This is a genomic window from Thalassospira sp. B30-1, assembly GCF_015767575.1.
GTDB lineage: Bacteria > Pseudomonadota > Alphaproteobacteria > Rhodospirillales > Thalassospiraceae > Thalassospira > Thalassospira xiamenensis.
On sequence record NZ_CP065232.1, the window covers coordinates 4,746,462 to 4,770,839 of the forward strand.

Sequence of the window (24,378 nt, forward strand, 5' to 3'; positions counted from 1 at the left end):
AGAATTTTACCGTTGAAATGGATGGTCGGAACAAACCGGGCGGTTGAAACGTTTCGTTTTCGCACCATATCTCTTTTAACCAAGTGTTAATCTATTGGTTGAGGGACGGGGCACACCTATCGAGCCGATAACCGCACAAGACGGATCGGCAACAGAGTTAGGAGGCCACTATGGAAAGAACGAAACACGTTCGTTTGCCTGACTATCTGCGGACCCCTCTGCCGGTTCATGCCGGACATGCAAAAATTGTCGATTTCCTGCTTGCTGATGCCGACCTTCCTGACTGGTTACGTGCCGATTTGCACGGCCAGGGCCGTTATCGCCCGGCCCGCGGTGCGATCCGTTCGGTTCTTGACCTGCGTGAACGGTTTCACGGCGTTCATGCACCGGTCAGTATTGAAGAATTCCGTGATGACCTGGACGAACTTGCGCGCCATCTGCCGGGGCCGGATCAAACAACCATTAAAATTGATGCCAAGGTCCGGATTTACTGGCGTTACCTGCAAGGTGTTGAACGCCAGATATGGCGTGCAACCATTTCAAGGGCCCATGTGGCGTTAAATCATTTCCCGGTGGTTCGCGAATTGAAGTCACTGATTGCGGATGTGGTTTCGACGCGCAACTGGCTTGAGCGTCGGCTCGAAGTGATCGAAAAAAGCTTCCAGAAACCGGTTCATGCCCCGAATGATGCGGTGCGCAAGGCATTGCTTCGCCTGCGTCAGATGTCGCCGGGCGACCGGTTGCAGTTATTTAACAAGGCGCGGATGCGTCGCCCCGAATTGCGTAATACCGACATGCGTGAGCCTGATAAATGGGCCGATTTGGTGACCGGCGACCTTGGTTTATCGTCAGGCTGAAGGGCTAAAAGATATATCGATTGACCGAGCCCGGCGGGTTTCGGGGGATCGCACCCGTTACGGGTGCAAGAGCGCGGCTGGAAACGGCCGCGCTTTCTTTTTGGGTGGTTGTCTATTGCCCGCCAGACGGGCAAACTCACAAAATTGATTTTCCGGGGGTATGGATGCGCGCGTTTGTTGCCGTTGCTGGTTTTGTTTTGCAATTTTCTGCAGGGGTCGGCATCGCGGCGGCGGATGACTGGCCAACGGTGCCGGACGGGTCGCTGCATTGGCAGTTGCAGGGTGACATTGATGTTAGCGGCAATATCCGCGTAATCGATAGCGATCTGTTTGAAACGACGGCCGAGCAGGTTCGGGAATGGCACGCGGCCGGTATTTTCCCTATTTGCTATATCAATGTTGGTGCGGTCGAGGAATGGAACGACGATTACGGACAATTCCCAAAGGGTGTCATCGGGAATCCCTATTGGGGGTGGGAAGGTGAAAACTGGCTTGATATCAGCCGCTTTGACCAATTCGCCCATATTATGGAAGTCCGGCTTGACCTGTGTCGGGAAAAGGGTTTTCTGGCTATTGAGCCGGATAACATTGATGCCTATGAAGCGGATACAACCAACAAGAAAACCGGGTTCGATCTGACACGGTCCGATCAGGTTCGATATATCGGATGGCTGATTGAGCAGGCGCATGCGCGCGGGCTTGCCATTGGGCAGAAAAATGCTGCCGAACTGGTGCCTGATCTGATCGACAGAATGGATTTCGCCCTGCTTGAATCATCTTATCGGTTTGGCTTCATGGATGCGTTTTTGTCCTATGTGCAGATGAACAAGCCGGTCTTTGCCATTGAATATATCGAAGAGGGGGTCAATCCGGACCGGTTCTGCCCCGAAGCCCGAAAATACGGTTTTCAGGGTGTCATCGCGCATGTCGAACTGGATCGAAAACCCGAAAACTGTCCTTGATCCGGCGTACGCTTCGCCGCATTGTTCGGGCAGAAATGCAAAGGGATGAAGCAATGACCGACACCAACACGCCCAATACCGATCTCAATACCCGCCACGACGAAAAAATGAAGAAGATCAAGGCCGCGCGCGACAAGATGATGGCGCAGAAGATCGACAAAAAGGGCCTGATCATCGTTCATACGGGTAAGGGGAAAGGCAAATCATCGTCGGCATTTGGCATGGCGATGCGCTGTGTCGGGCATGACATGAAAGTTGGCGTGGTCCAGTTCATCAAAGGCGGCTGGGAAACCGGCGAGGCAAAGCTTTTGAAGAAATTCCCCGATCTTTGCGAATTTCACGCCATGGGAGCGGGCTTTACCTGGGAAACCCAGAACAGGGCGCAGGATGTGGCTTTGGCACGTGAAGCCTGGAACAAGGCGCTTGAGATGATGCGTGATCCAAGCTTTGCCATGGTTATCCTCGACGAGATCAACATCGTTCTGCGCTATGATTTCCTGCCCCTTGATGATGTTCTGGCAGCCTTGGCCGACAAACTGCCCGACCAGCATGTAGTCCTGACCGGGCGTAATGCGCCTGATACCCTGATCGAGGCGGCAGACCTTGTGACCGAGATGACAATGATCAAACATCCGTTCCGCGAACAGGGCATCAAGGCGCAGATTGGTGTCGAGTTCTGATTTGCGGTCTTGGCATACAGCCAGATAAAAGAAAGTTTTGAAACCGGAATGAGCGTGCGCCCTGTTCCTGCTTTGATGTTGCAAGGTACCGGTTCGGATGTTGGAAAATCCTTGCTGGTGGCGGGCCTGTGCCGTGCCTTTGCGCAACGGGGGCTTCGGGTGCGACCATTCAAACCGCAAAACATGTCCAATAATGCGGCCGTAACCGAAGATGGTGGCGAAATTGGCCGGGCACAGGCGTTGCAGGCGCGGGCGTGCGGTGTGCCTGCGTCGGTCCACATGAATCCGGTTCTGTTAAAACCCCAAAGTGAAATTGGTGCTCAGGTCGTGGTACAGGGCAAGGTCCTGACCAGTGCGAAGGCACGGGATTATTATCGGTTAAAACGCGATTTGCTGCCGCGTGTGGTGGAAAGCTTTGATCTGGTTTCTGCTGATGCCGATTTTGTGCTGGTCGAAGGTGCCGGATCACCGGCCGAGGTTAATTTGCGTGCCGCCGATATTGCCAATATGGGCTTTGCCGAGGCGGCCAAAGTTCCGGTCGTTCTGGTGGGGGACATTGATCGGGGCGGGGTGATCGCATCAATCGTCGGTACGCATGCCCTGCTGTCCGAGGGGGACCGTCACTGGCTGCGCGGTTATATCATTAACAAGTTTCGCGGCGATGTGTCGCTGTTTGAGCCTGCCTTGCAGATCATTCATGATCAAACCGGGCTTGAAAGTTACGGTATCGCAACATATTGGCAGGGGGCCAATCGCCTGCCGGCCGAGGATGGCGTGGCGCTTGAAAAAGCCGGGCGTTATGTGCGGTCGGGCGTGGATGAGAACCGGATCAGGATTGCAGTGCCGCACCTGCCGCGGATTGCGAATTTTGATGATCTTGATCCGCTTGCCGCCGAACGAGATATTGATCTTCTGATCATTAAACCGGGCGAAGTTATTCCTGCCGATATTGATCTGGTACTTTTGCCTGGCAGCAAATCGACCACATCCGACCTTCGTTTCCTGAAACAGCAGGGCTGGGATATTGACATTCTGGCGCATTACCGCCGGGGTGGCCATGTCGTCGGAATTTGCGGTGGTTATCAGATGTTGGGGCGCATGGTCCATGATCCCGATGGTATAGAAGGTGCGGCGGGATCAGAAGCCGGGCTTGGATTGCTTGACGTTGAAACCGTGATGGGCGGTGACAAGACGCTGCGTCAAACCACCGGGCTGGCGGGACTTGGTGGGGTTATGGCCGATATCCCGGTCAGTGGTTATGAAATCCATATGGGCGAGACAACCGGGCCGGATCGTGACCGAAGCTGGCTTTGTCTTGATGGCGGGATTATTGACGGTGCGCAAAGTGCCGATGGACGAGTTACGGGATGCTATTTACATGGCCTGTTTGGCAGTGATCCGTTCCGGTCGGCTTATCTGAGCGCGATCGTCAACCGGGACCGGAACAGTACCATCGATTTTGAAGCTGGCATTGATGCCGCCCTTGATGAACTGGCCGATCATGTTGGGGCGTGCCTTGATCTTGACGGGCTTTTGGCATTGGCACAAAGCCGGTCAGGATGACAGGATGACAAAAAGCGCAAGATTGGTGCTGTTTGGCGCGACAAAGCCTTTACATCGGCGCATTTGCGTGGTTTGAGAGAATTTGAAATTCCGGTCCTGTAATGAATGGCGCACAGACGCCATATGGTATCAAACTGCCATATGCGGCCCGGTTTGCAAAACGTTCATCCTTGGTTGGGTATCTTCAATTCCATGCGTCAATTACATCATTTCTGGCTATCACCGTTTTCGCGCAAAGTGCGTCTGGTTCTGGCCGAGAAGAAGCTTGAATTCGAGCTTAAGGCAGAACCTGTCTGGGAGCGACGCGATGCGTTTCTGTCGCTGAATCCGGCGGGCGAAGTGCCGGTTCTGGAAGAAGAAGATGGCACGGTGTTGTGCGATTCAACCGTCATCTGCGAATATCTGGATGAAGTTTATACCGACACGCCGCTTTTGGGTTCGGATGCCAAGGAACGTGCGGAAATCCGCCGCCTTGTTGCGTGGTTTGATGGTAAGTTCAACCGCGAGGTCACCGATCATCTGCTCGGCGAGAAATTGTTGAAACGATTCTTTTCGACCGGGACGCCGGATACCAAAATCCTGCGCGCCGGGCGGACCAATGCGGCCTATCATCTGGATTATATCGGCTGGCTGTTTGAACGCCGGAACTGGCTGGCTGGCGAACATCTGACCATGGCTGATATTGCTGCCGCGGCACAGATTTCTGTCATTGATTATATGGGTGACATCAACTGGTCGAAACATCCGCGTGCCAAGGATTGGTATATGCGGATCAAAAGCCGCCCCGCGATGCGCGATATTCTGGCGGACCGGCAGGCAAGCTTCCCACCGTCCCCGCATTATGCAGATCTGGATTTTGAATGACGGGTTCGTCGAAGGTCGACAGCTTTTACCCGCAAGGTGGCCTTAACGCCGCCAGCTACGACCTTCGTGCCGATCTTGATCGCAAATTATTCGAAGACCCGATTCCGTTTTATCGCGATATTGCCGTCAAAACCGGTGGCCCTGTTCTTGAACTGGGGTGTGGCACCGGGCGCATTGCGGCTGCCATTCACGAGGCCGGTATCGCGATTGAAGGACTTGATCTTTCCGATGCGATGCTGACCAAGGCACGGACGAAATATCCCGATATGGTCTGGCACAAGGGCGATATGTGCGACTTTGATCTGGGACGGAGATTTGCCCTGATCATCATCCCGTTTCGTGGTTTTCAGGAAATCACCGATGGCGAGGATCAGAAACGCTGCCTGATGACGGCCTCTGATCATTTGCTGCCTGGCGGGATGCTGGTTCTTGATCTGATTGATCCCGACCTTCAGTATTGCCTTCCGGAAGGTGATCCGGAAAGTGTTGAACTTCCGCTGTTTCCGATGCCAGAAGGTGTTGGAGCACAAGATAGCAGGTTGCGGATCACCGCAATGGAGCGAACAAGCGACCCCCTGACCCAGCGGTTTGAAGAACACTGGCGGTTCGAGGAAATCGATCCGTCAGGAAAGGTTCTGCGATGCGAGGATTGCTGGCATCACATGCGATGGGTTCATCGTAGTGAAATGCGCCTGATGTTAGAGATTTCAGGTTTCATTTCGGTGTCGGAATTTTCGGATTTCAAAGGCAGCCCGCCGCGATATGCTGCCAATCAGGTCTGGATGGCAAAACGACCGGACTGATGTCCGGCCGTTTGTTCATCCATTTTGCGCGGGCTTAGTTCCCGACGAATTTCTTTGCCCCTGCAAGGGCTTCTGCACGTTCATCATCGGGCAACGGGACCAAGCCATTTTCGGCAAGCAGGCCTTCCTCGCCAATCACCGTGTCCGAGGTATAGGTCGAAATGAACGAGCCAAGCGTTCTGACCAGTTGCTGGTGATCATCTTTAACATACAGGTAAAGGGCGCGCGATCCAGGATAGCTTCCGTCAAGGATCGTATCGTAATCGGGGGCAACGCCATTGATCGATACACCCTGCATGGTGTCGCGATTGCGGTCCAGGTTGTTGAAACCCATAATGCCGTAGGACTTCGGGTCTTTCTCAAGTTTGCTGATGACCAGACGATCATTTTCACCGGCAGCGATATAGGCACCGTCTTCGCGGATGGTGCGGCACAGAAGGCGGAAGCTTTCGGGGTCGCTGGCTTCGAGGCTGGCGATGTCACTGAAAGTTGCGCATCCCTTGTCCATGAGAAGCTGTCCCATAAGGTCGCGTGTACCCGATGTCGGCGGCGGACCATAGACGCGTATCGGAATATCGGGCAGGTCGGCATCGATATCGGACCATTTGACATTCGGATTGGGAACGCTTGCGCCCTGAACCGGGACAGTACGGGCCAGTGCCAGATAAAGCTGCCGTGCAGTCAATGACATGGTCGGTGCATTACGTCCTCCCATAAGCACGATGCCGTCGTAACCGATTTTTATTTCGCTGATATTGCGTACCGAATTGGCAGCACAGATGGCGGTTTCCGACCCGGTGATCTGGCGTGATGCATCGACAATATCGGGATATTCCGCACCGATCCCGCCGCAGAACAGTTTAAAACCGCCACCAGAACCGGTGCTTTCAACCACCGGGGCGGGTTCACCGGTGGTCTTGCCGAAATATTCGGCGACCTTGGTGGTCAGCGGAAAGATGGTCGAAGAACCGACAATTCTTATCTGGTCACGCGCCTGCGCAGTGTTTGCGGCAAGCATCATGGATATGGACGCGGCGATGGCGGTCGTGGCAATCAAACGACGCATGGGGTCCCCCGGCTGAAAATCTGGCGATATGGTCCCGAAACCGGCGGGCACATATCAAGTACGGATCAGAACCTATTCCGATCCGGTTTGAACATCCATCTTTTCTATATTCGCTCTTGCCGCATCAGCGACAGGGGTTCCGTTTGAATTTTCTATGACAGTTAGATAATCCTGACGCGCAAGGTCATTGTCTTTGTTGATCCGGTGCAGGTTCGCACGTTCAAAAAGCGCCTGAATATTTTGGGGCGAGAGTTCCAGCGCGCGTTGAATATCGGTCATGGCAAGGTCGTATGTTTCAAGCATGCGCCATGCCGTGCCGCGATAAATCAGTGCTTCGACATTGTTTGGATCAAGATCAAGCGCGTTGTTAAGGTCATCGATTGAATCCCAATACTGACCGGCCATGCCAAGTACCATTGCCCGATCAACCCAAAGGGTCGGATCGTTTTTAACAATGCCAAGTGCGCGGGACTGGTCGCGCCAGGCAAATTCCAGATTTCCCGCCATCATCCAGCTTTGTCCTGCTTGGGCCAAAAGCCCGGCGACAACCTGTTGGGGGGATGTGCTTTCATCGGCAAGTGCATCAAGGCGGGTTGCGGCTTCTTCGTATTTTTCAAGTGCAATCAGGGCGACCGCAACGCAATGTTTCGCCGGTTCACCGCCGCCCATATCGCGCCACGCGATGGCGCTTTCAAAACCGTCTTCGGGTTTCAGGCGGGCGAGTTTCAGGCAGTCCTGATATTGTTTGGCGTCCTCCGCGCTCATATCCGTGCCTTGCGCCAAGGCTTGCCTTTGCAGGCCGAGCGAAACCAGAACCATGCCAAACAAAGTCATCGTAACAAGGGATGATGCGCGCAGGGTTTTGCGTGCAAGCAGTTCAGACATGATGGGCCTTTCAGTTTGGCGTTGGTTGCAAGGCGGATCGATAATGATCAGCATAGGCGGATGTTGTCGATTCTGACCAGAAGCCGTTTATAAGGGCCGCATTGCAAATCATGAAAGCGGCAAGAAAATGATTGTGATTTCAAAGTTTCCGAAAACCGACCGGAAAGCTTTTGTCATGCGCGTTCAGGGCCGATAGTGTTCCACACACAAAGATAGTCGCCCCGGCATATGGATTTGATAATGACCGAAAAGCTGTTTTGCTTCGGATTGGGATTTTCAGCGCGCCTTGTCGCAAATCAGTTACGCGAAGAAGGCTGGGAAATTGCCGGCACCACGCGTAGCGCAGAAAAGGCCGATAAACTGCGCGCAGAGGGGATCGAGCCGCACATTTTTTCCGATGACAAGCCGGTTGCCGATATTCGCGATGCCTTGAAAGATGTGACACATGTCCTGATTTCTGCACCGCCGGGTGGAAATGGTGATCCTGTTCTGGCCCATCATGCCGGTGATCTTGCCGCGCTGCCGGGTGGTACATGGATCGGATATCTGTCGACAACAGGTGTTTATGGCGATTACGACGGTGCGACCGTCACCGAAGATGACGACCTGATGCCAAGCGGCAAACGTGGTCGCAGACGGGTGGCCGCAGAAAAGGCATGGTTCGATCTGGGGCAGCGTCATGATCTTTGTGTGCAAAGTTTCCGATTGGCCGGGATTTACGGACCGGGACGTAATGCCCTGGAAACGGTTCGATCCGGACGGGCGCGGCGGGTTGTAAAGCCCGGACAGGTTTTTTCACGTATCCATGTCGAAGATATTGCACAGACGGTTCTGGCATCCATCAAACGTCCGAATGCCGGTGCGGCTTATAATGTGTGTGACGATGATGCCGCTCCTCCGCAGGATGTGATCGCGTATGCCTGTGGTTTGCTGGGTATGGACCCTCCGCCGGAGGAAGATTTCAAGACGGCATATCTGAGCCCGATGGCTGCAAGCTTTTATGAAGATAACAAGCGGGTTGCCAATGACCGGATCAAGGCCGAACTTGTTGTGAAGCTGCGTTTTCCCGACTACAAGGCGGGTTTGCTGGCGCTCCATGATGAAATATTGGCCAAAATCAACGGGGGCGGGACACATGCGCTTTAAAAGCGCATTGTTGACGCACCCTATGGGTCGTATATAACCGCTTAGGAATTTTGATCGGGCCGATATCCGCATTTGGCCCTGATGGTACCCAGCGCCGGATCGTGATGGCGGGATCATCGCGACATTACCGACCGGCAAGGAGAGAGCAAGCATGGATCGTCGTATCGCAACCGTTTTTGGCGGCACCGGATTTGTCGGGCGTCATATCGTCAAGCGCCTGCTTGAGCGCGACTTTATCGTCCGCGTTCCGACCCGCAGCTTTGAGCGCGTCAAGAAACTGAAGCCGATGGGCTATCTTGGGCAGGTGGTTCCGGTGCATTGCGATGTCCGCAATGAAGAGTCGCTCAAAAGCGCGATCGAAGGTTCGGAAGCGGTGATTAATCTGCTGGGCATTCTGTATCAGCGCGGCAGCAGCAGTTTCATGAATATCCATGTCAAAGCGGCCAAGCGTATTGCCGAGGAAGCCAAGGCATGCGGTGTGAAAACCTTCCTGCATATGTCGGCGCTTGGTGTGGATAAGAACCCGCATGCGCTTTATGCGACTTCGAAACTGGCTGGTGAAAAAGCTGTTCGCGCAGCCTTCCCGGATGCGGTGATTTTTCGTCCGTCGGTTATCTTCGGCCCGGAAGACAATTTCCTGAACCAGTTTGCCACCATGGCGCGCTATTCCCCGGTTCTGCCGGTCATTGGTGCGCCGGGCCTGCCGAAGGTTGAACTCGACAAAGGCAAGGTCGACATGCTTGGCGATGGCGGACCGAAATTCCAGCCGGTCTATGTTGCCGACGTTGCCGAGGCATTCGTGACGGCACTGGTCGAAGGTAAATCTGCGGGTAAAACCTATGAACTGGGGGGGCCGGAAGTCTATAGCTTCAAGGGACTCCTGCGCGATATGCTGCAGATCACCCGCCAGCGCGCCATTCTGATGCCGGTGCCGTTCTGGCTGGCGTCGATCAAGGCGTTTTTCCTGCAATTCCTGCCAAAACCGCTTTTGACCCCGGATCAGGTTCGTCTGCTTAAAACCGATAATGTCGTGTCTGACGGTGCCGAAGGTTTTGCCGAGCTTGGCATTACGCCCAACAGCGTTGAAGCAATTGCGCCGACCTATCTGAAGCGTTTCTGCCCGCCGCGCAAAAGCGGTGAGTTCCGGCGTTTCGTCTAATCACTAAATCTTTCAGAACTGATATTAAAATCCCCGCCGATTATTTCGGCGGGGATTTTTGTTGATTTCAGGCATTCTCAAGCAGCCTAACCGGCGCGAACACGGGCTACAAAGCTGTTGGCTTCGTCTTGCAGACGATGGGCCTTTTGCAGAAGCTCTTCGGCAGTGTTGCGGGTTGAACCTGACAGTTTCTGAACTGCCTCGGCGGCACGCGATACATTGAGCATGTTTTCAGACACGTGACGCACACCGTTGGCGGCTTCTTCCGATCCGCTGGCAATCTCGGCCGTGGCAGAACCCTGTTGACGCATGGCGGCTGCGATCGAGCTTGAGATCGTATCGATTTCGCCGATAGTCCGGGCGATGGTCGAAATCATCTCGACGGCTTCGCTGCTGACCGAACGCATTTCTTCGATCTGCTTGCCGATATCCTCGGTCGCGCGCTGGGTTTGGGATGCCAGATTTTTGACCTCGTTTGCGACCACGGCAAAACCCTTGCCTGCGTCACCGGCTCGCGCGGCTTCTATGGTAGCGTTAAGGGCCAGCAGGTTGGTTTGGTCAGCAATGGTCGTGATCAGTTCAATGACTTCGCCAATGCGATTTGCCGTGTCAGACATCTGGCGAACGGTTTCATCAGATTTGCGGGCTTCGGAAACGGCAGCGCGGGAAACTTCCTCTGCCTTGGAAACCTGTCGTTCGATTTCGGCAATCGATGCAGACAGTTCCTCGGTTGCGGACGAGACCGAGCTGACATTCTGGGATGCATTCTGGGATGCTTCGCTGACTTCGATTGCGCGGTGAACGTTGTCACCGGCGTTATGTGCCATGTTGTCGGCGGCATCGCGCATGTCACCAACCTGGGACAGCAGTTCCGTGACCAGCCCATTGACGGAGCTTTCAAAGCCGTTCGCCATTTCCAGCAATGCTTCGCGACGTTGTTGTTCCGCACGAATTTCTGCGGCTTTGTTTTCTTCCCGAAGACGTTCTGCTTCCTTCGCGTTTTCCCGGAACAATTCGACTGCCGATGCCATATCTGCAATTTCGTCGCTGCCATGATCGGTTACCGGTGTTTCAAGGTCGCCTTTGGTCAAGCGATCCATGGCAACGTTCAATCCGATCAGACGGGCCAAAAGGTTGCGTTGGACATAAAGCCATATGATCAGTGCAGAAATAATCAGTGCTGCGGTCGCAACCCCGATCATGATGTTTTTCGCAATGCCGATGGTGGTTGTAACCCCCTGATTGGCATCGTTGATTTTCGCGCGCATATCTTCCAGAAGTTGTTGCGCGGTTTGGGCCATTTGTTGGGATGTCTCTGTTGTTTGTGTCAACAGATCGGTCAGCAAAGCTTCGCTAACGAATTCGTTCTGACGCAAATTGAACAGATTGTTACTGCCGTTCGATGTCAGACCATTTGCAATTGTTTCAACCGACGATCTTGCCGTTTCGCGATCTTCATCCGACGGAATTTCATCTGAGCCACTTTGCATTTGGGGGATAAGCGGCGTTGATAAATTCTTGATCTTGTCGAGTTCTTCGGGGCTGCTTGCCGTGAAAGTCATGCGGGCCAGTGCGGGAATCTTAAGTGCCACCGCGCGCAGTTCCAGCATGTTCTTTGTTGTTGGCGCGTCCTCTCCGCGAAGCGTATTCAGCGTTTGAAAGACTTCTTTGGTTTTCTCCGGATTGCGGACCAGGCCATATAGCTGGCTTAAGTTGTTTTCCAGATTGCTGTTCGCCATGTCACTGGCGCTGATTGTGATCGATTCAATTTCATTCACGGCGCGAATGATGTCACTCATGATAAGTTGACGCGTTTTCTGCGTGTCAAATCGTGACTTCATGATATCGGACAAGCTATTAATATTATTGATCATCTTCCCTGTTTGTTGGGAGAATGAGCTTAGTATTTCGCCATCAATATCGTATCTGGCCAACTCGGCGATTTGATCGTTCATGCGATTTTCGATCATGCCGAGTGCTTTGGTCGTGTTTTCCAACTGTGCTTCTGATTGCGCAGTTGTGACACGACGCGCCATGCCTGTGACGGCATCGCTAAACGCGCTTAGTTCCTGGCCGGAAATCAGGGCCGGGATAGCTTCTTCTGCTACGACTTTTTGCTGTTGTTCTGTGATTTGGAAAGAAAAAACCGCTAGGGCGGCGGCACATACAGCGAGCAAGGCGATTGGCACAATTGCCAGCATCAGCCTTCCGCGCAAACCAATTTTGCCGGTCATGACAATTCCCATTAAAGGATTTCAGGGTGTCGGCGGCTTATTTTGCCCTTCTCGACTGTTGTTACTTGGACCGCCCTGAAAGGTCCAAATCACGAGAAGAAATATCTTTTTGAGTCAGTGTTTTGCAAGCGTATTTCTGATTTTTTCTATTATTTCTTGTATTTTCTCTGCTTGTTCAACCGGAGCTGCACCGGGCCGTTCAACCATGATGATCGGTATGTTCAGTTCGCGGGCAGCCAGAATCTTGGCTTCGGTAGCATCACCGCCGCTATTTTTGCTGACGATGACATCGATTTTGTGGCGTTGCAGAAGTTCGATTTCCCCTTCGACCGTGAAGGGACCACGGGCAATCAGCCATTCACCCAGAGTCAGATTGAATGGATCTTTGGGAGACTCGACAGTCCGCACAAGCAGCCATGTTTTTTCCAAGCCTTCGAAATGGGCAAGATCCTTGCGTCCGCTGGCGATCAAGGCGCGTTTTCCGTGTTCGGGCAGGATTTGAGCTGCCTCTGCGAGGCTTCTGACGATGATCCAGCGGTCTTTATCCGTTTTTTGCCATGCTGACCGCTGAAACTGAATGCAGGGTGTCGCCACCGCGTGACAGGCTTGGGCAATGTGGCTGGATATCTGTGTGGCATAGGGGTGAGTTGCATCGATCACGAGATCGATTTTTTCCGAACCCAGACAGGATATGATGCCTTCGGCTCCGCCAAAACCACCAATGCGGACGGGGATGCCATCCGGTAATCTGGGGGCACTGGTACGACCGGCAAGAGAAAGCTGCAGACGCACATCTGATCCGAATTCCTGTAACAGGTCAGCAGCGATACGGTTGGCATCCCCCGTGCCGCCAAAAATAAGAATGTTCAGCGGGGTTTCTGTGTTTCGAGGGGGAGTCATATGTTGCGGGCCTGTTCTTGTTCATTTTAAAGGTTCGGCTTTGTGCCTTCGGCGGGAAGAAAGGCGTCAAAATCACCATGTCCGGCACGGGCGATGATCCTGCCAACACGATCAACAACGACAATTTCGATGGCGGAAGCGCCGTCGATGGTTGCGCGGGCGGTTTCACCAGCCTGAAGGGCAATGGTGCGTGCTATATCAACGTTTCTGGATGAGCAAAGTTCCAGAACCTGTTTAGCCGTATTGGCGTTGGCAATTTCAGATACCAGTTCGGCATCACCGCCAAGTGCGGCAACTGTATCAGAGAGCTTGTTGAAATCGACTTCGGACCGGCTGCTATGCAGATCCATATGGCCCTGCGCCAGTTTGACTAGTTTGGCAAATCCGCCTGAAATTGTGATATGATCGACTGGATGGCGACGCAGATATTTTAGCATGCCGCCAACAAAGTCGCCCATATCCAGGATAGCCTCGTCCGGCAGATTATAAAATTGCCGAATGGCTGCTTCGGACGTTTTGCCGGTGGCCCCGGCAACATGTTTGCGGCCGGTGGCGCGCGCGACATCAATGCCACGATGGATGGAATGAATCCACGCCGAACAGCTGAACGGAATCACCACGCCGGTGGTTCCCAGTACGGAAAGACCGCCAACAATTCCCAGTCGCGGGTTCCAGGTTTTCAGAGCGATTTCCCGCCCGCCGGGAATGGAAATTTCAATTTCGACATCGGTAGTCGCGTTAAACTTGTTTGCCAGTTCGACGATCTGCTGTGTCATCATTTCGCGCGGTTTGGGGTTGATCGCGGCTTCGCCCACCGGGATGGGCAGGCCAGGTTTCGTAATCATCCCGACACCGTCGCCGGCATGGAAGGTGATGCCGGACCCCTGTTGTCCATGGCGGATTGTTGCAATGATTTCCGCGCCATGGGTGACATCGGGATCATCGCCAGCATCCTTGATCACGCTTGCCCGTGCCCAGCCATCGCCGGTTTCAGCCTTGATCAGGTTAAAGGATGGTGTTTCACCCCGGGGAAGGATGATGGTGACCGGATCAGGAAATTCGCCAGACAACAGCGCTTGCCACGCCGCGCGGGTTGCCGCGGTGGCACAGGCCCCCGTTGTCCATCCCTTGCGTAGTGGTCCGTCCGGTTTTCGGGTCATGGGGCGGGCGATCCCGGTTTATGGCTTTGAAGATTTGGGTTAACCATTATTATGGCACCACGCATTTTTTGACAGAGCTCATATATTAAACATTATAAATGATGTGGTATTAGGTAAATAACGAAAAAAATACGGATTAATATGTTGGACGTAGCACCAAGATGCTGTTTAACATATCCAAACGATCCGGTCCTGCACAGATGGACCAGTTGGCTGAGAGATAAAGAATTCCGCAATGACGACACTTGGTCTTGATTTTCCGGTATTTGAGCCGGGTTGGGTTTGGCTGGTCGGCGCAGGTCCGGGTGATCCCGGTTTGCTGACGCTTCATGCTGTCAATGCGATGCAGCAGGCCGATATTGTTGTCTATGATGCGTTGGTTGATGACCGGATTCTCAATCTTTTGCGTTCGGATGCCAAGCGTGTTTATGCCGGGAAGCGCGGTGGTCGGCCGTCTTCAAAGCAAACGGATATATCCCTGCAGCTTGTTGATTACGCCAAGCAGGGCTTAAGGGTTCTGCGGCTTAAAGGTGGTGATCCGTTTGTTTTTGGCCGCGGTGGTGAAGAAGGCCTGACGCTGGTTGAACATAATGTGCCGTTCCGGGTCGTGCCGGGTATTACGGCGGGGATTGCCGGTGCGGCCTATGCCGGGATTCCAACAACGCATCGTGATTGCAATTCATCGGTAACCTTTGTCACAGGCCACGGTTCAAGTGGCGAAATGCCCGATAACATTAATTGGGCGGCTCTTGCCAAAGGGGCGCCGGTATTGGTGCTGTATATGGCGATGAAGCATTTGCGCCGTATTTCATCGGAACTGATGGCCAATGGACGATCCGGTGACGAACCACTTGCGGTTATCAATCAGGCAACAACCCCCAATCAGGGCATTCTGATTTCGACGCTTGCCAATGCGGCCGATGATGTCGAAAAAGCCGGTGTGGAACCGCCGGCAGTTTGTATTCTGGGCAAGGTGGTCGACTTGCGCGACCGGTTGAACTGGCTTTCGCCGCAGGATGACGTCAAAGCCGTGCGCCATGTTCCGTTCGAACAGGTTCTTGACCTTATTACCATGCCGGCGGATGCGAACGTTTCCAAATCCTGAGTTCCGGATTGATCTATATCGTTGTTCACAATGGATCGGCGCGTCACAATCGACGCAACTGATCATTTCGGGTGGATCATGGACGAACAACAGATACTGATCCGCATCATCGAAAGCGGCTGGGCACAATGCATGACTGTTTTGCAAGAAGACAGCGGCGTTTTGGCGACAGCATTGATTGCCGGACTTGTCGGCAGTGCCACGCACTGTGTTGGGATGTGTGGGCCATTTGTGATCAGTCAGGTCACGTCGCGCATGGAAAAGCTGCCGCTTGAAAAGATGAGCGAGCTTCGCCGACTTACCGGGGCCGCCTTATTGCCTTATCAGTTTGGCCGATTGACGACCTATACCCTGCTTGGTGTGATGGCGGGCTTTTTCGCCGATAGCATCACGGTGCTGACCAAAATCTGGTGGTTGGGGCCTATGTTGCTTTTGTGTGCGGCACTTTTCTTTCTGGTCTTTGGGGTAATCGGTCTGGTGCCACATCTTGCCGGGCTGTTTCCAAACGTGGCTGGAGGAAACGCTGCGGGGGCATGGTGGAACCGTGTGGTTGGTGACCGCATTAAACCGCTATTTGGTGCGCCATTTGGCTGGCGGGGTTATCTGCTGGGGATCATGCTTGGATTTATTCCCTGCGGTCTGATTTATGGTGCGCTGGTTCTGGCGGCCGCAGGTGGCAATGTATTGACCGGCGGGTTCGTCATGGCGGTATTTGGTCTTGGCACCGTGCCGATGCTGTTTGCAACGGGCGTGATCGGCCAGTATGCCACCCGACGTTTTCGTGCTTTTATGGCACCGGTCGGTCGGGGGCTTATGGTCGTTAACGCCATCATCCTTGCCATGCTGGCATTTCATCAGATCGGATAATTTTGCGAATTCGCAATGACGCTATTGTGAGCCATGGCACAGTCACGGGTCTTGCATGATCGTTTTGCGGATTTATAGTGCCCGCAAGACAGTGGGTTATTCATCCGGTTGATTGCGGCAAAGGTAATCCCGGGACAAAAGGAACAGGTAGCGGCGTGAGCAGGAAAACACTCGTAATCATTCTGGCGATTGCGCTGGTTCTCGGAATCGGATTGACCTATCGACTGATGATGATGGGATCGGAAACCGCATCTTCAAGTTCGGGTGCTGCGGCAATTGGCGGACCGTTTGAACTGGTTGATCAAAATGGTCAGACCCGCACCGAACAGGATTTCCGCGGAAAATACATGCTGATTTATTTCGGTTATACCTATTGTCCGGACGTTTGCCCGACCGAATTGCAGGTGATGGGCAATGCGCTTGATGCTCTTGATCCCGAAATTGCCAATGAAGTAACGCCGGTTTTCATTTCGGTTGATCCGGAACGCGATACAGTTGACGCGATTGCGGCTTATGTTCCCCATTTTCATGAACGTATGGTCGGCCTGACCGGAACGCTTGAACAGACTACAGCCGCGGCAAAGACTTTCCGTGTGTATTACGCTAAGGCATATGCTGACGGGGAAGCAAAGGATTCGGATGCCTATCTGATGGACCATTCGTCCTTTGTGTATCTGATGGGACGTGATGGGTCATTTATCCGTCACTTTAATTACGGAACAGCCCCGGAAGATATGGCAAAGGGCATTGCCGAAGTCGTTAAGAAGAACGGATGATTACCGCGTTTCTGTAGGGATCAGTTTGTGCGGCATTCAGGGAAATCGGAAGAATATGGAATTATCTGCAATGCAGCTTCCGGGCCTGATTATTGCCGCACCTTCGTCAAATAGCGGCAAGACGGTTCTGACGCTTGGCCTTTTGCGTGCACTTGCCAATCGGGGTGTTCGTGTAGCGGCGGCGAAAACCGGACCGGACTATATAGACCCGGCATTTCAGGCCGCTGCATGCCGAGAAAAATGTATCAATCTTGATCCTTGGGCGATGTCCGGTGATCAGATCGTTGCGCTTGCCCAGCGGCAGGCCGGGGAGAAGTCACTTCTTCTTTGCGAAGGTGTGATGGGGTTGTTTGACGGGGCAGCGGACGGCAGTGGGTCAACGGCCGATCTTGCGGCGATGATGAACTGGCCTGTGGTGCTGGTTATTGACGTCAAGGGGCAGTCGGCATCGGCTGCCGCGGTGATCGCCGGGTTCGCCGGCTTTCGCAAAGATGTGAAAATTGCGGCTGTGATCCTGAACCGGGTTGGCAGTGATCGGCATCGTATGATGATTGAAACGGCGTGCCGCGAACATCTTCCGGAAATTCCTGTGATCGGGGCGGTCCGGCGCAGTGATGCATTATCGCTGCCCGAACGGCATCTTGGCCTTGTGCAGGCAGGCGAACATGACGCGCTTGATGTGTTTCTTGATCAGGCGGCCGGGATTATTGCCGAGGATGTCAATCTTGATCAGTTGATCGGTCTGGTACGCGGGCGGAAACTTGCGGTGGGGGCTGGTGATGGTTCGGATGCGGTTGGCATCGGTATCCCGCCATTGGGGCAGCATATCGCCATCGCACGGGATACGGCTTTTGCCTTTGCCTATCCCCATCTTCTTGAAGACTGGCGCCGTCAGGGGGCGGAATTATCGTTCTTTTCCCCGCTTGCCGATGAAACCCCAAGCAATGGGGCGAACGCGGTCTATCTGCCGGGCGGTTATCCGGAACTGCATGGTGAACAACTGGCGAATGCGGGAAATTTCAAAGCGGCAATCGCGGCGATGGCAGTCAGAAATATCCCGATCTACGGCGAATGCGGTGGCTATATGATACTGGGCGAGGCATTGATTGATGCAACTGGCCAACATCACCAGATGCTTGGGCTTTTGCCCCTTGTGACGAGCTTTGCTGATCGCAAGCTGCATTTGGGATATCGAACACTGGTTTTGTCCGGGGCAACAGCTTTGGGGCCGGTTGGGACCGTTCTTCGCGGGCACGAGTTTCACTATGCCTCGACGATCAAAGCCGATGGTACGCCCCTTGGAAACATGGCCACGGCAACTGGTGGTGACCTTGGCAGTGCCGGTTTGATGAAGGGCAGTGTTTTCGGCTCGTTCTTTCATCTGATCTGCCAGTAGCTTCGATTGGTGATCTTTGCGGTTTGGAAGTCCGCCATATGCTATAATCCAAAAATAATAAAATGATGCCGGACGAGAGAGACGATGACAGAGCCGACGGTTGAGACAGGGAATGAACCGTTTTGGGAAACCAAGACGCTTGATGAAATGACTACCGAGGAATGGGAGTCCATTTGCGACGGATGTGGCAAATGCTGTCTGCATAAGCTGCAGGATGAGGATACCGACTTTGTTTATTATACCTCGGTAGCCTGTCGATTACTCGATTGCGAAACCTGCAGCTGCAAGGATTATCCAAATCGAACCCAGCATGTGCCTGACTGTGTGCAACTTTCGCAGGAAAACGTCGCGACATTGTCCTGGATGCCATCGACATGTGCCTATCGTTTGATGGCCGAAGGAAAAGGATTACCTGACTGGCACCCACTAATTACAGGACGCGCAGACTCAACGATCGCGGCGGGAATGTCGATCAAGGGAATGGTGATCTCAGAGGATGACGCCCACCCTGATCTGACCCGATATATTGTTAAATGGCCAGCTTGAACGTATAATCCAAAGTATGTTCACCTATGCTAAAATAGGTGATTGATTACTTCATCGGTATAGATATCCTGTGATCCGAACAATTGCGCAGTATATGCGGAATTGTTCGTTTTGTTTTTATACAGGCCTTTAAATGACCGGGTCTTCAGTTAGAAACCCGGGCAACACAAGAAAGACATTCGGATGGGTTTTGCGTCACTTTTCAGTAATGACAGGTCGCAGGAAGGTCAGCAGATTGTAAATGCGCTGAGCCTGTCGATGGCTGTTATCGAGTTTTCGATTGATGGCAAGATTCTGACGGCCAATGATAATTTCCTGAAAACAATGGGTTTCTCGCTGGAGGAAATTGTTGGTCGGCATCATTCGATGTTTGTCCCGCGTGAAATCAGTAATGGCGAAGAATACCGGAAATTCTGGGAACAGCTTCGCAGCGGTAAATTCTCGTCGGGTGCTGTGCCGCGTGTGCGCAAAAATGGCGAGATGATATGGCTTGAAGCGACTTACAACCCGATTCTTGGCAAAGACGGAAAGCCGACGAAGGTCGTCAAATTTGCATCCGACATTACAGCGCGTCGCGTTGAGCGTGCGGTTTTGCAAAGTGTCTTTGACGCGATGGAAAAATCGCAGGCCGTGATCGAGTTTGACCTGAACGGCATTATCCTTAAGGCAAACAAGAATTTTCTTGATGCCATGGGATACAGACTCGATGAAATTATCGGCAAGCATCACAGCATGTTTGTTGAGCCAGAATATCGTGACTCTGCCGAATATCGCTCGTTCTGGGAAACCCTGAAAACCGGGAATTTCCATACGGGCCAATTCAAACGCGTCGGCAAGGGCGGCAAGGAAATCTGGATTGAGGCGTCCTATAACCCGGTGCTTGATCCGGTTGGAAAGCCTTTCAAGGTGATCAAGTTCGCGTCAGATATTACCGAGCAAACCCTTCTGTTGCTTGAGCTCAAGACCATGATCGATCAGAACTTTACCGAGATCGATAGTAACATCGCCGCTTTGGGCAATTCGGCCAATCAAAGTGTCAGCACATCCGAGGAAACCTCGCATACGGTGCAGACCGTTGCGGCCAGTGCCGAGCAGATGGCGGCATCAATTGCAGAAATTTCGCGTAGTATGGCGCAGTCTCGTGACGAAACAGAGCGCGCATTTGATCAGACGATCAGCGCCAACAGCTCGACCCAGCGTATGGCGGAGGTTGTCGAGTCAATGGGGAGCATCGTTGAAGTCATTCAGAATATTGCCGGGCAGATCAACCTTCTGGCATTGAATGCGACGATAGAGAGCGCGCGTGCGGGCGATGCTGGCAAGGGGTTTGCCGTTGTTGCCAACGAGGTCAAGAACCTGGCCAATCAGGCCGCTCGTGCGACCGAGCAGATTTCCGATGAAATTTCAGGCATTCAGTCGATCTCGTCAGAGGTTGTCGGTGCCCTTGAAACCATTCGTCATTCGGTGGAAACGGTCAGGGACAGTGTCACCAACATATCCTCGGCGGTTGAGGAACAAAGTGCGGTGACCGAAGGCGTTTCGGAAAACATGCGCATGATGGCAGGTGCGGTTGACGGTCTTGCCCGGAACCTTGATAACATCAAGTCCACCACGGGTATGGTCGCCGACTCGGTCAGTCGAACCCGTAAGGCTGCGGAAGTCCTGGCGCGTTAACCGTCTGATTTCCTATACAGATGTATCGAACTGCAGGATGGCCGATGCATTCGGCCGTCCAGTTTTGTTTGTGCGGTGACGGTTTTGAGACTTTATCGCGAAAACAAATCTGAACAGCTTGCCTAATGTTCACTGTCTCAGCAAAAATAGACACTCATTGCAAATGATCCGCAAACAGCGCGGTGACAGGGAATGTCGAGTGAATATATGCGCATAGATGTTCTGGGTGTTGGCGAGGCATTCGATCCCGCCTTTGAAAACTCATCCGTCGTGGTGAGTGCAAATGGCTATCGGTTGATGATTGACTGTGGGGCAACGGTGCCCGGATTGCTGATGCGCAAGTTTCCCGATCCGGATGCCATTGATGCGATTTATTTCACCCACATGCATCCCGATCACGTTTTCGGACTGGTGCCGGTTATGCTGAACTGGCGCGATGACGGTCGATCAAAGCCGATCCATATCATCGCGACACCTGCGGTACGCAATCATCTGGAAAAGATCATGGAGCTTGGCTTTGCCGGGCTTGGAAGTGCGTGGCCGTTTGAAATTATCTGGCATGCGGTGCCGGAAACCACGCAGATAGGTCCGTTCGAAACCAAATTTGCCCGTTCCGATCACAGCGTTCAGAACCATGCAATTTTGCTGCGTTTCGAGAATAAGGGTTTTGCCTATTCCGGTGACGGTAACGTGACAGCCGATACTACAGCGCTTTTTACCGCTGCTGATCTGGTGTTTCAGGAAACATATTTGCCCAAGCATGATCCAAAACATGCCGCGCACTGCGATTTGGAAACTGTTCTGCAATTGGCATCTGATATGCCCGGATCACGTTTCTGGCTCTATCACATCAAACGTAATGTAAGACGCGAGATCGCCGAACTTCTGCGCGAAAATCCGCAGGTACGGGTTGCCGTACCTGGCGAAGTGATCGAAATCCGTTAGGGTGACGCCTCAGCAAACCCAGCAAAAAGGCAGCCCATCGGCTGCCTTCTGATTTCCGAGATATCCTGATCGGGTCGTCTTAGTGAACCGAACGCGGGTCCATGTCGTGCTGGCGGATTGCCGCATGGGCTACGGCCTGACTTTCGAACGATGCGATATGGGTACCATCCGCGGTAAATACCCCAAAGACCGTTTCGTTGCTTTCGTCTTCGGGATTGGCCATCGCGCGCACATAAGCAAAATCGTGAATGCCAAGCATGGCAAAATCACCAGACGAAAGCAGGTTCAAATCCTGTTCCGCGCCGCGGGTTTCTTTGGTCTCATGGTCTGAGATGCGATTGCTCATAAAACCACTCTCCTTGTTACGCCTTGCGGCTTTTATCTTCGACCGCGTCTGCGCCATTTTCAGCATCGACGGTCATATCTATGGTGCGTGACGAGACGGCTTTCTTCTTGGCAGAGTTGATCGCAATTTCACGTACAACCGGTTCAGGAACCGGACGGTTCAAATCCACATGCAAAAGTCCGTTATCAAGATGGGCGCCAACAACTTCAATACCCTCGGCCAGTACAAAGGAACGCTGGAACTGGCGGGATGCTATACCGCGATGGATATAGATGCGGTTGCTGTCGTCTTCCTGATGCTTGCCACGAATAATCAACTGGTTGTCTTCAGTCGTTACCGACAGATCGTCTTCGGCAAATCCTGCGACCGCGACCGTGATACGCAGATGGTTTTCGCCGATTTGCTCGATATTATAAGGCGGATAGCCTTCTGCCTTGGTTTTGGAAACCTGATCAAGAACACGTTCGATCTGGTCAAACCCCAACAGCAGCGGACTGTTAAACATTGAAATTCGTGACATAGGCAGCACCTCCTCAGTAGAGCGAGTGTGATATCGACCAGACCCCACGCTTTTGGCGTTTCGGGCGTCTGAACATCTGACCCGACCCGTTCGGCATCAGACATATCTATCTAATCGAATAAATGTGGTTTTCTATCGCATAGTCAAGACCCGGATTGATACTGTAACCGCGGAAACCTTGGGAATATGCGATATCAGACCTGTGTAATACGCAGATCATGACCGATCAGAGATGATCATACAACGCGTTCCGGCAGTTCGGGCATATTTTCCAGTGCATAGTAGGCAACAGTCTGATCCTTTCCGCGCAAGGCCACTTCATGCATCACCGCATTTTCAGGTAATGGAATCGGCCCATGGTCGAAAATTGCCTTTGATATCACCAACGGCACACCATGCTTTTTGGTCTGGCTTTCCAGTCTTGCCGCCGTATTGATCGTGTCGCCGATGGCGCTGATGTTTTCGCGGCCGGGTGGCCCCATTTCGCCAACAATCGCTTCGCCCATGTGAATGCCAATACCGATGCGCAATGTATGCGGAAGCTCTGATTTCAAATGTTCATTCAGATTTTCGATTCGGCGCAACATCCCCGCCGCCCCGTGAAGGGCATCACGGATCATGGTTTCCGTATCGTCCGTATCAAGACCGTAAAGCGCCATCAGGCCATCACCGGTGAACTGGGCATAGAGCCCGCCACTTTCGCGTAAGGCTTCTGTCATTTCGGCAAAAAACTGGTTCAGTATGAACAGTACATCGTAGGGCATTTTCTTTTCGCCCAAACGTGTCGAATCCCGAAGGTCGGTGAATATGGAAACAACCTGACGTTCGCTACCGGACAAACCGCCGGGGCGGCGTCCATCCTGTGCGGTGGCGTTCGGCGGCAATAACGGCGCAACCGCAAGATCGTTTACCGGCTTGATCTGGCAGGCCAATCGCATACCACGCGGCGCGTGGATGCTCTCAAGCGCGGCTGCTTCGATCTTGCCGGGGGCTGCAAGCTGATCAATGCCCGATCCGCAATGGATGCGGCATGTCGTGCAACGACCATGTCCGCCACAAACCGATGCCATCTGCACACCGGCATCGCGAAGGGCTTCAAGTGCCGTTGCCCCGGGGGCGACGCGGATCAGCTTGCCGTTGGGCATCGATAGCATCGGTCCGCGTTTGATGCGATCAACGGTCTGGCGAATTTGCCGCACGACAAAGGGTGCCAAAGCCAGAGAAATGGCAATTATCGTGCCTGGGAGAAGTGCATTTTCATAAAATTTTACTGCCGCGTCATTGACGTTTGCGGCATCCAGAACACCAAAAACATATTTGCGTCCGCCTTCTTCGGTCCGGCGAATGATTTCAGCGGATGCCGCGCCAAATCCGGCCAGTGCCAGTGTCGGGACAAGTACTGCTGATGCGCTAAGCACACCGCGCCAACGCGGGTAAAATGGCTTTAATCGCAGCCAGAAATGAATACCGATACAACCATGGGTCCAGACGACAATCACAGCGATTGCATGCAATACGCCCTGGCTCGGAATAAACACGGCAAGATCAAGCAAAACACGTTCAAACGCGGAATCGACACCAAATCCGAGGTCGATGATCCGCGTTGCGATGATATGGCGGAACAATAGAAATGGAATGCACAGACCAAGGATCATCTGTGTCCATTCGGATTTGCGCAGGCGCAGGGAGCGCCTGCTGGTCAGTCGCGCTGTCGCCAGAAGGAAATGCGTGATCGCAGCGCATAAAAGAAGAATTTCCAGCGGTGGGAATTGCCAGATACCGGTTGTAACCGGGACGATGGCTTCCATTGCTTCGGGCGAAATGATGCCAGCGGCCTGATTGATCAGATGCATGAAGACATATGCAAACAGCGTCAGACCGGAATAAAGCCGTAAATTCTGGATCATGGCATTCCATTTTACTG

The 24,378-nt window shown here is 53.1% G+C and carries 23 protein-coding genes; 15 read left to right on the top strand and 8 right to left on the bottom strand.

The window, feature by feature from the left end; translation table 11 throughout:
- Positions 1-170: 170 nt before the first annotated feature.
- From IT971_RS22100 to IT971_RS22125, 6 genes are all read left to right on the top strand, one after another.
- Entirely contained in the window at positions 171-857 is a 687-nt protein-coding gene (locus tag IT971_RS22100; RefSeq protein WP_063092168.1) for a hypothetical protein, read from the top strand.
- Between the two features lie 164 nt (positions 858-1,021).
- Positions 1,022-1,819 (top strand): endo alpha-1,4 polygalactosaminidase, encoded by a 798-nt coding sequence (locus IT971_RS22105; RefSeq protein WP_223304944.1) that lies wholly within the window; start codon positions 1,022-1,024, stop codon positions 1,817-1,819.
- 53 nt (positions 1,820-1,872) lie between these two features.
- Positions 1,873-2,499 carry a cob(I)yrinic acid a,c-diamide adenosyltransferase gene (cobO, locus tag IT971_RS22110; RefSeq protein ID WP_063092167.1) on the top strand — a complete coding sequence of 209 codons (627 nt, stop codon included), beginning with the start codon at positions 1,873-1,875 and terminating at the stop codon, positions 2,497-2,499.
- Between the two features lie 48 nt (positions 2,500-2,547).
- Positions 2,548-4,062: a cobyric acid synthase gene (locus tag IT971_RS22115; RefSeq protein ID WP_063092166.1), complete on the top strand. Its 1,515-nt coding sequence runs from the start codon at positions 2,548-2,550 to the stop codon at positions 4,060-4,062.
- Positions 4,063-4,254: 192 nt separating this feature from the next.
- Complete coding sequence (locus tag IT971_RS22120; RefSeq protein WP_037989310.1) at positions 4,255-4,926, top strand: glutathione S-transferase family protein; 672 nt, start codon at positions 4,255-4,257, stop codon at positions 4,924-4,926.
- Entirely contained in the window at positions 4,923-5,729 is an 807-nt protein-coding gene (locus tag IT971_RS22125; protein ID WP_063092165.1) for a trans-aconitate 2-methyltransferase, read from the top strand. Before IT971_RS22120 ends, IT971_RS22125 begins: the two co-directional genes overlap by 4 nt.
- Before the next feature lie 34 nt (positions 5,730-5,763).
- Here the strand turns inward: IT971_RS22125 and IT971_RS22130 are convergent, their stop codons facing one another.
- On the bottom strand, positions 5,764-6,795 hold the full coding sequence (locus IT971_RS22130; RefSeq protein WP_063092164.1) for a substrate-binding domain-containing protein: 1,032 nt from the start codon (positions 6,793-6,795) through the stop codon (positions 5,764-5,766).
- A gap of 72 nt (positions 6,796-6,867) precedes the next feature.
- Positions 6,868-7,680 carry a tetratricopeptide repeat protein gene (locus tag IT971_RS22135; RefSeq protein WP_223304946.1) on the bottom strand — a complete coding sequence of 271 codons (813 nt, stop codon included), beginning with the start codon at positions 7,678-7,680 and terminating at the stop codon, positions 6,868-6,870.
- A gap of 240 nt (positions 7,681-7,920) precedes the next feature.
- On the opposite strand from IT971_RS22135, the gene IT971_RS22140 reads away from it, so the two are divergent.
- Together IT971_RS22140 and IT971_RS22145 are read left to right on the top strand one after the other, a co-directional pair.
- Positions 7,921-8,826, top strand: coding sequence for an SDR family oxidoreductase (locus IT971_RS22140; protein ID WP_063092162.1), 906 nt, complete (start codon positions 7,921-7,923; stop codon positions 8,824-8,826).
- A 151-nt stretch (positions 8,827-8,977) separates the two neighbouring features.
- The gene (locus tag IT971_RS22145; RefSeq protein ID WP_063092161.1) at positions 8,978-9,985 is read left to right on the top strand and encodes a complex I NDUFA9 subunit family protein; all 1,008 of its coding nucleotides are present in this window, start codon (positions 8,978-8,980) and stop codon (positions 9,983-9,985) included.
- A gap of 86 nt (positions 9,986-10,071) precedes the next feature.
- On the opposite strand, the gene IT971_RS22150 is transcribed toward IT971_RS22145, so the two are convergent.
- The 3 genes from IT971_RS22150 to IT971_RS22160 all read right to left on the bottom strand — a co-directional run bounded on the left by IT971_RS22150 (position 10,072) and on the right by IT971_RS22160 (position 14,279).
- Positions 10,072-12,219, bottom strand: a complete 2,148-nt coding sequence (locus IT971_RS22150; RefSeq protein ID WP_158526691.1) for a methyl-accepting chemotaxis protein — start codon at positions 12,217-12,219, stop codon at positions 10,072-10,074.
- Positions 12,220-12,333: 114 nt separating this feature from the next.
- Positions 12,334-13,119, bottom strand: a complete 786-nt coding sequence (locus IT971_RS22155) for a cobalt-precorrin-6A reductase (RefSeq protein ID WP_051682189.1) — start codon at positions 13,117-13,119, stop codon at positions 12,334-12,336.
- A 26-nt stretch (positions 13,120-13,145) separates the two neighbouring features.
- Entirely contained in the window at positions 13,146-14,279 is a 1,134-nt protein-coding gene (locus tag IT971_RS22160; protein WP_063092159.1) for a cobalt-precorrin-5B (C(1))-methyltransferase, read from the bottom strand.
- Positions 14,280-14,514: 235 nt separating this feature from the next.
- Here IT971_RS22160 and cobA point away from each other — a divergent pair, with 235 nt between their 5' ends.
- From cobA to IT971_RS22195, 7 genes are all read left to right on the top strand, one after another.
- Positions 14,515-15,384, top strand: coding sequence for a uroporphyrinogen-III C-methyltransferase (gene cobA / locus IT971_RS22165; RefSeq protein WP_063092158.1), 870 nt, complete (start codon positions 14,515-14,517; stop codon positions 15,382-15,384).
- A 78-nt stretch (positions 15,385-15,462) separates the two neighbouring features.
- Positions 15,463-16,251, top strand: a complete 789-nt coding sequence (locus IT971_RS22170; RefSeq protein WP_065702167.1) for a sulfite exporter TauE/SafE family protein — start codon at positions 15,463-15,465, stop codon at positions 16,249-16,251.
- A gap of 155 nt (positions 16,252-16,406) precedes the next feature.
- Complete coding sequence (locus IT971_RS22175) at positions 16,407-17,027, top strand: SCO family protein (protein WP_063092156.1); 621 nt, start codon at positions 16,407-16,409, stop codon at positions 17,025-17,027.
- 55 nt (positions 17,028-17,082) lie between these two features.
- Positions 17,083-18,423 carry a cobyrinate a,c-diamide synthase gene (locus tag IT971_RS22180; RefSeq protein WP_063092155.1) on the top strand — a complete coding sequence of 447 codons (1,341 nt, stop codon included), beginning with the start codon at positions 17,083-17,085 and terminating at the stop codon, positions 18,421-18,423.
- An 84-nt stretch (positions 18,424-18,507) separates the two neighbouring features.
- On the top strand, positions 18,508-18,969 hold the full coding sequence (locus IT971_RS22185) for a YcgN family cysteine cluster protein (RefSeq protein WP_063092154.1): 462 nt from the start codon (positions 18,508-18,510) through the stop codon (positions 18,967-18,969).
- Positions 18,970-19,152: 183 nt separating this feature from the next.
- The gene (locus tag IT971_RS22190) at positions 19,153-20,643 is read left to right on the top strand and encodes a PAS domain-containing methyl-accepting chemotaxis protein (protein ID WP_063092153.1); all 1,491 of its coding nucleotides are present in this window, start codon (positions 19,153-19,155) and stop codon (positions 20,641-20,643) included.
- A 192-nt stretch (positions 20,644-20,835) separates the two neighbouring features.
- Entirely contained in the window at positions 20,836-21,588 is a 753-nt protein-coding gene (locus IT971_RS22195) for an MBL fold metallo-hydrolase (protein WP_223304948.1), read from the top strand.
- Positions 21,589-21,667: 79 nt separating this feature from the next.
- Here IT971_RS22195 and IT971_RS22200 read toward each other — a convergent pair whose 3' ends face one another.
- The 3 genes from IT971_RS22200 to IT971_RS22210 form a co-directional block, all read right to left on the bottom strand.
- On the bottom strand, positions 21,668-21,934 hold the full coding sequence (locus IT971_RS22200) for a DUF1150 family protein (protein ID WP_007088354.1): 267 nt from the start codon (positions 21,932-21,934) through the stop codon (positions 21,668-21,670).
- Between the two features lie 16 nt (positions 21,935-21,950).
- Positions 21,951-22,454, bottom strand: a complete 504-nt coding sequence (locus tag IT971_RS22205; RefSeq protein ID WP_007088353.1) for an Hsp20 family protein — start codon at positions 22,452-22,454, stop codon at positions 21,951-21,953.
- A 236-nt stretch (positions 22,455-22,690) separates the two neighbouring features.
- Positions 22,691-24,361 carry an adenylate/guanylate cyclase domain-containing protein gene (locus tag IT971_RS22210; RefSeq protein WP_063092151.1) on the bottom strand — a complete coding sequence of 557 codons (1,671 nt, stop codon included), beginning with the start codon at positions 24,359-24,361 and terminating at the stop codon, positions 22,691-22,693.
- Positions 24,362-24,378 lie beyond the last annotated feature (17 nt).

Excerpts from the sequence above, each read along its gene's own strand:
- IT971_RS22155 (WP_051682189.1), bottom strand. The coding sequence starts at position 13,119 with ATGACTCCCCCTCGAAACACAGAAACCCCGCTGAACATTCTTATTTTT.
- IT971_RS22185 (WP_063092154.1), top strand. The coding sequence starts at position 18,508 with ATGACAGAGCCGACGGTTGAGACAGGGAATGAACCGTTTTGGGAAACC.
- IT971_RS22190 (WP_063092153.1), top strand. The coding sequence starts at position 19,153 with ATGGGTTTTGCGTCACTTTTCAGTAATGACAGGTCGCAGGAAGGTCAG.
- IT971_RS22135 (WP_223304946.1), bottom strand. The coding sequence starts at position 7,680 with ATGTCTGAACTGCTTGCACGCAAAACCCTGCGCGCATCATCCCTTGTT.
- IT971_RS22180 (WP_063092155.1), top strand. The coding sequence starts at position 17,083 with ATGGAATTATCTGCAATGCAGCTTCCGGGCCTGATTATTGCCGCACCT.
- IT971_RS22125 (WP_063092165.1), top strand. The coding sequence starts at position 4,923 with ATGACGGGTTCGTCGAAGGTCGACAGCTTTTACCCGCAAGGTGGCCTT.
- IT971_RS22100 (WP_063092168.1), top strand. The coding sequence starts at position 171 with ATGGAAAGAACGAAACACGTTCGTTTGCCTGACTATCTGCGGACCCCT.
- cobO (WP_063092167.1), top strand. The coding sequence starts at position 1,873 with ATGACCGACACCAACACGCCCAATACCGATCTCAATACCCGCCACGAC.
- IT971_RS22120 (WP_037989310.1), top strand. The coding sequence starts at position 4,255 with ATGCGTCAATTACATCATTTCTGGCTATCACCGTTTTCGCGCAAAGTG.
- IT971_RS22170 (WP_065702167.1), top strand. The coding sequence starts at position 15,463 with ATGGACGAACAACAGATACTGATCCGCATCATCGAAAGCGGCTGGGCA.
- IT971_RS22205 (WP_007088353.1), bottom strand. The coding sequence starts at position 22,454 with ATGTCACGAATTTCAATGTTTAACAGTCCGCTGCTGTTGGGGTTTGAC.
- IT971_RS22210 (WP_063092151.1), bottom strand. The coding sequence starts at position 24,361 with ATGATCCAGAATTTACGGCTTTATTCCGGTCTGACGCTGTTTGCATAT.
- IT971_RS22200 (WP_007088354.1), bottom strand. The coding sequence starts at position 21,934 with ATGAGCAATCGCATCTCAGACCATGAGACCAAAGAAACCCGCGGCGCG.
- IT971_RS22160 (WP_063092159.1), bottom strand. The coding sequence starts at position 14,279 with ATGACCCGAAAACCGGACGGACCACTACGCAAGGGATGGACAACGGGG.
- IT971_RS22115 (WP_063092166.1), top strand. The coding sequence starts at position 2,548 with ATGAGCGTGCGCCCTGTTCCTGCTTTGATGTTGCAAGGTACCGGTTCG.
- IT971_RS22105 (WP_223304944.1), top strand. The coding sequence starts at position 1,022 with ATGCGCGCGTTTGTTGCCGTTGCTGGTTTTGTTTTGCAATTTTCTGCA.
- IT971_RS22130 (WP_063092164.1), bottom strand. The coding sequence starts at position 6,795 with ATGCGTCGTTTGATTGCCACGACCGCCATCGCCGCGTCCATATCCATG.
- IT971_RS22145 (WP_063092161.1), top strand. The coding sequence starts at position 8,978 with ATGGATCGTCGTATCGCAACCGTTTTTGGCGGCACCGGATTTGTCGGG.
- IT971_RS22140 (WP_063092162.1), top strand. The coding sequence starts at position 7,921 with ATGACCGAAAAGCTGTTTTGCTTCGGATTGGGATTTTCAGCGCGCCTT.
- IT971_RS22150 (WP_158526691.1), bottom strand. The coding sequence starts at position 12,219 with ATGACCGGCAAAATTGGTTTGCGCGGAAGGCTGATGCTGGCAATTGTG.
- cobA (WP_063092158.1), top strand. The coding sequence starts at position 14,515 with ATGACGACACTTGGTCTTGATTTTCCGGTATTTGAGCCGGGTTGGGTT.
- IT971_RS22195 (WP_223304948.1), top strand. The coding sequence starts at position 20,836 with ATGTCGAGTGAATATATGCGCATAGATGTTCTGGGTGTTGGCGAGGCA.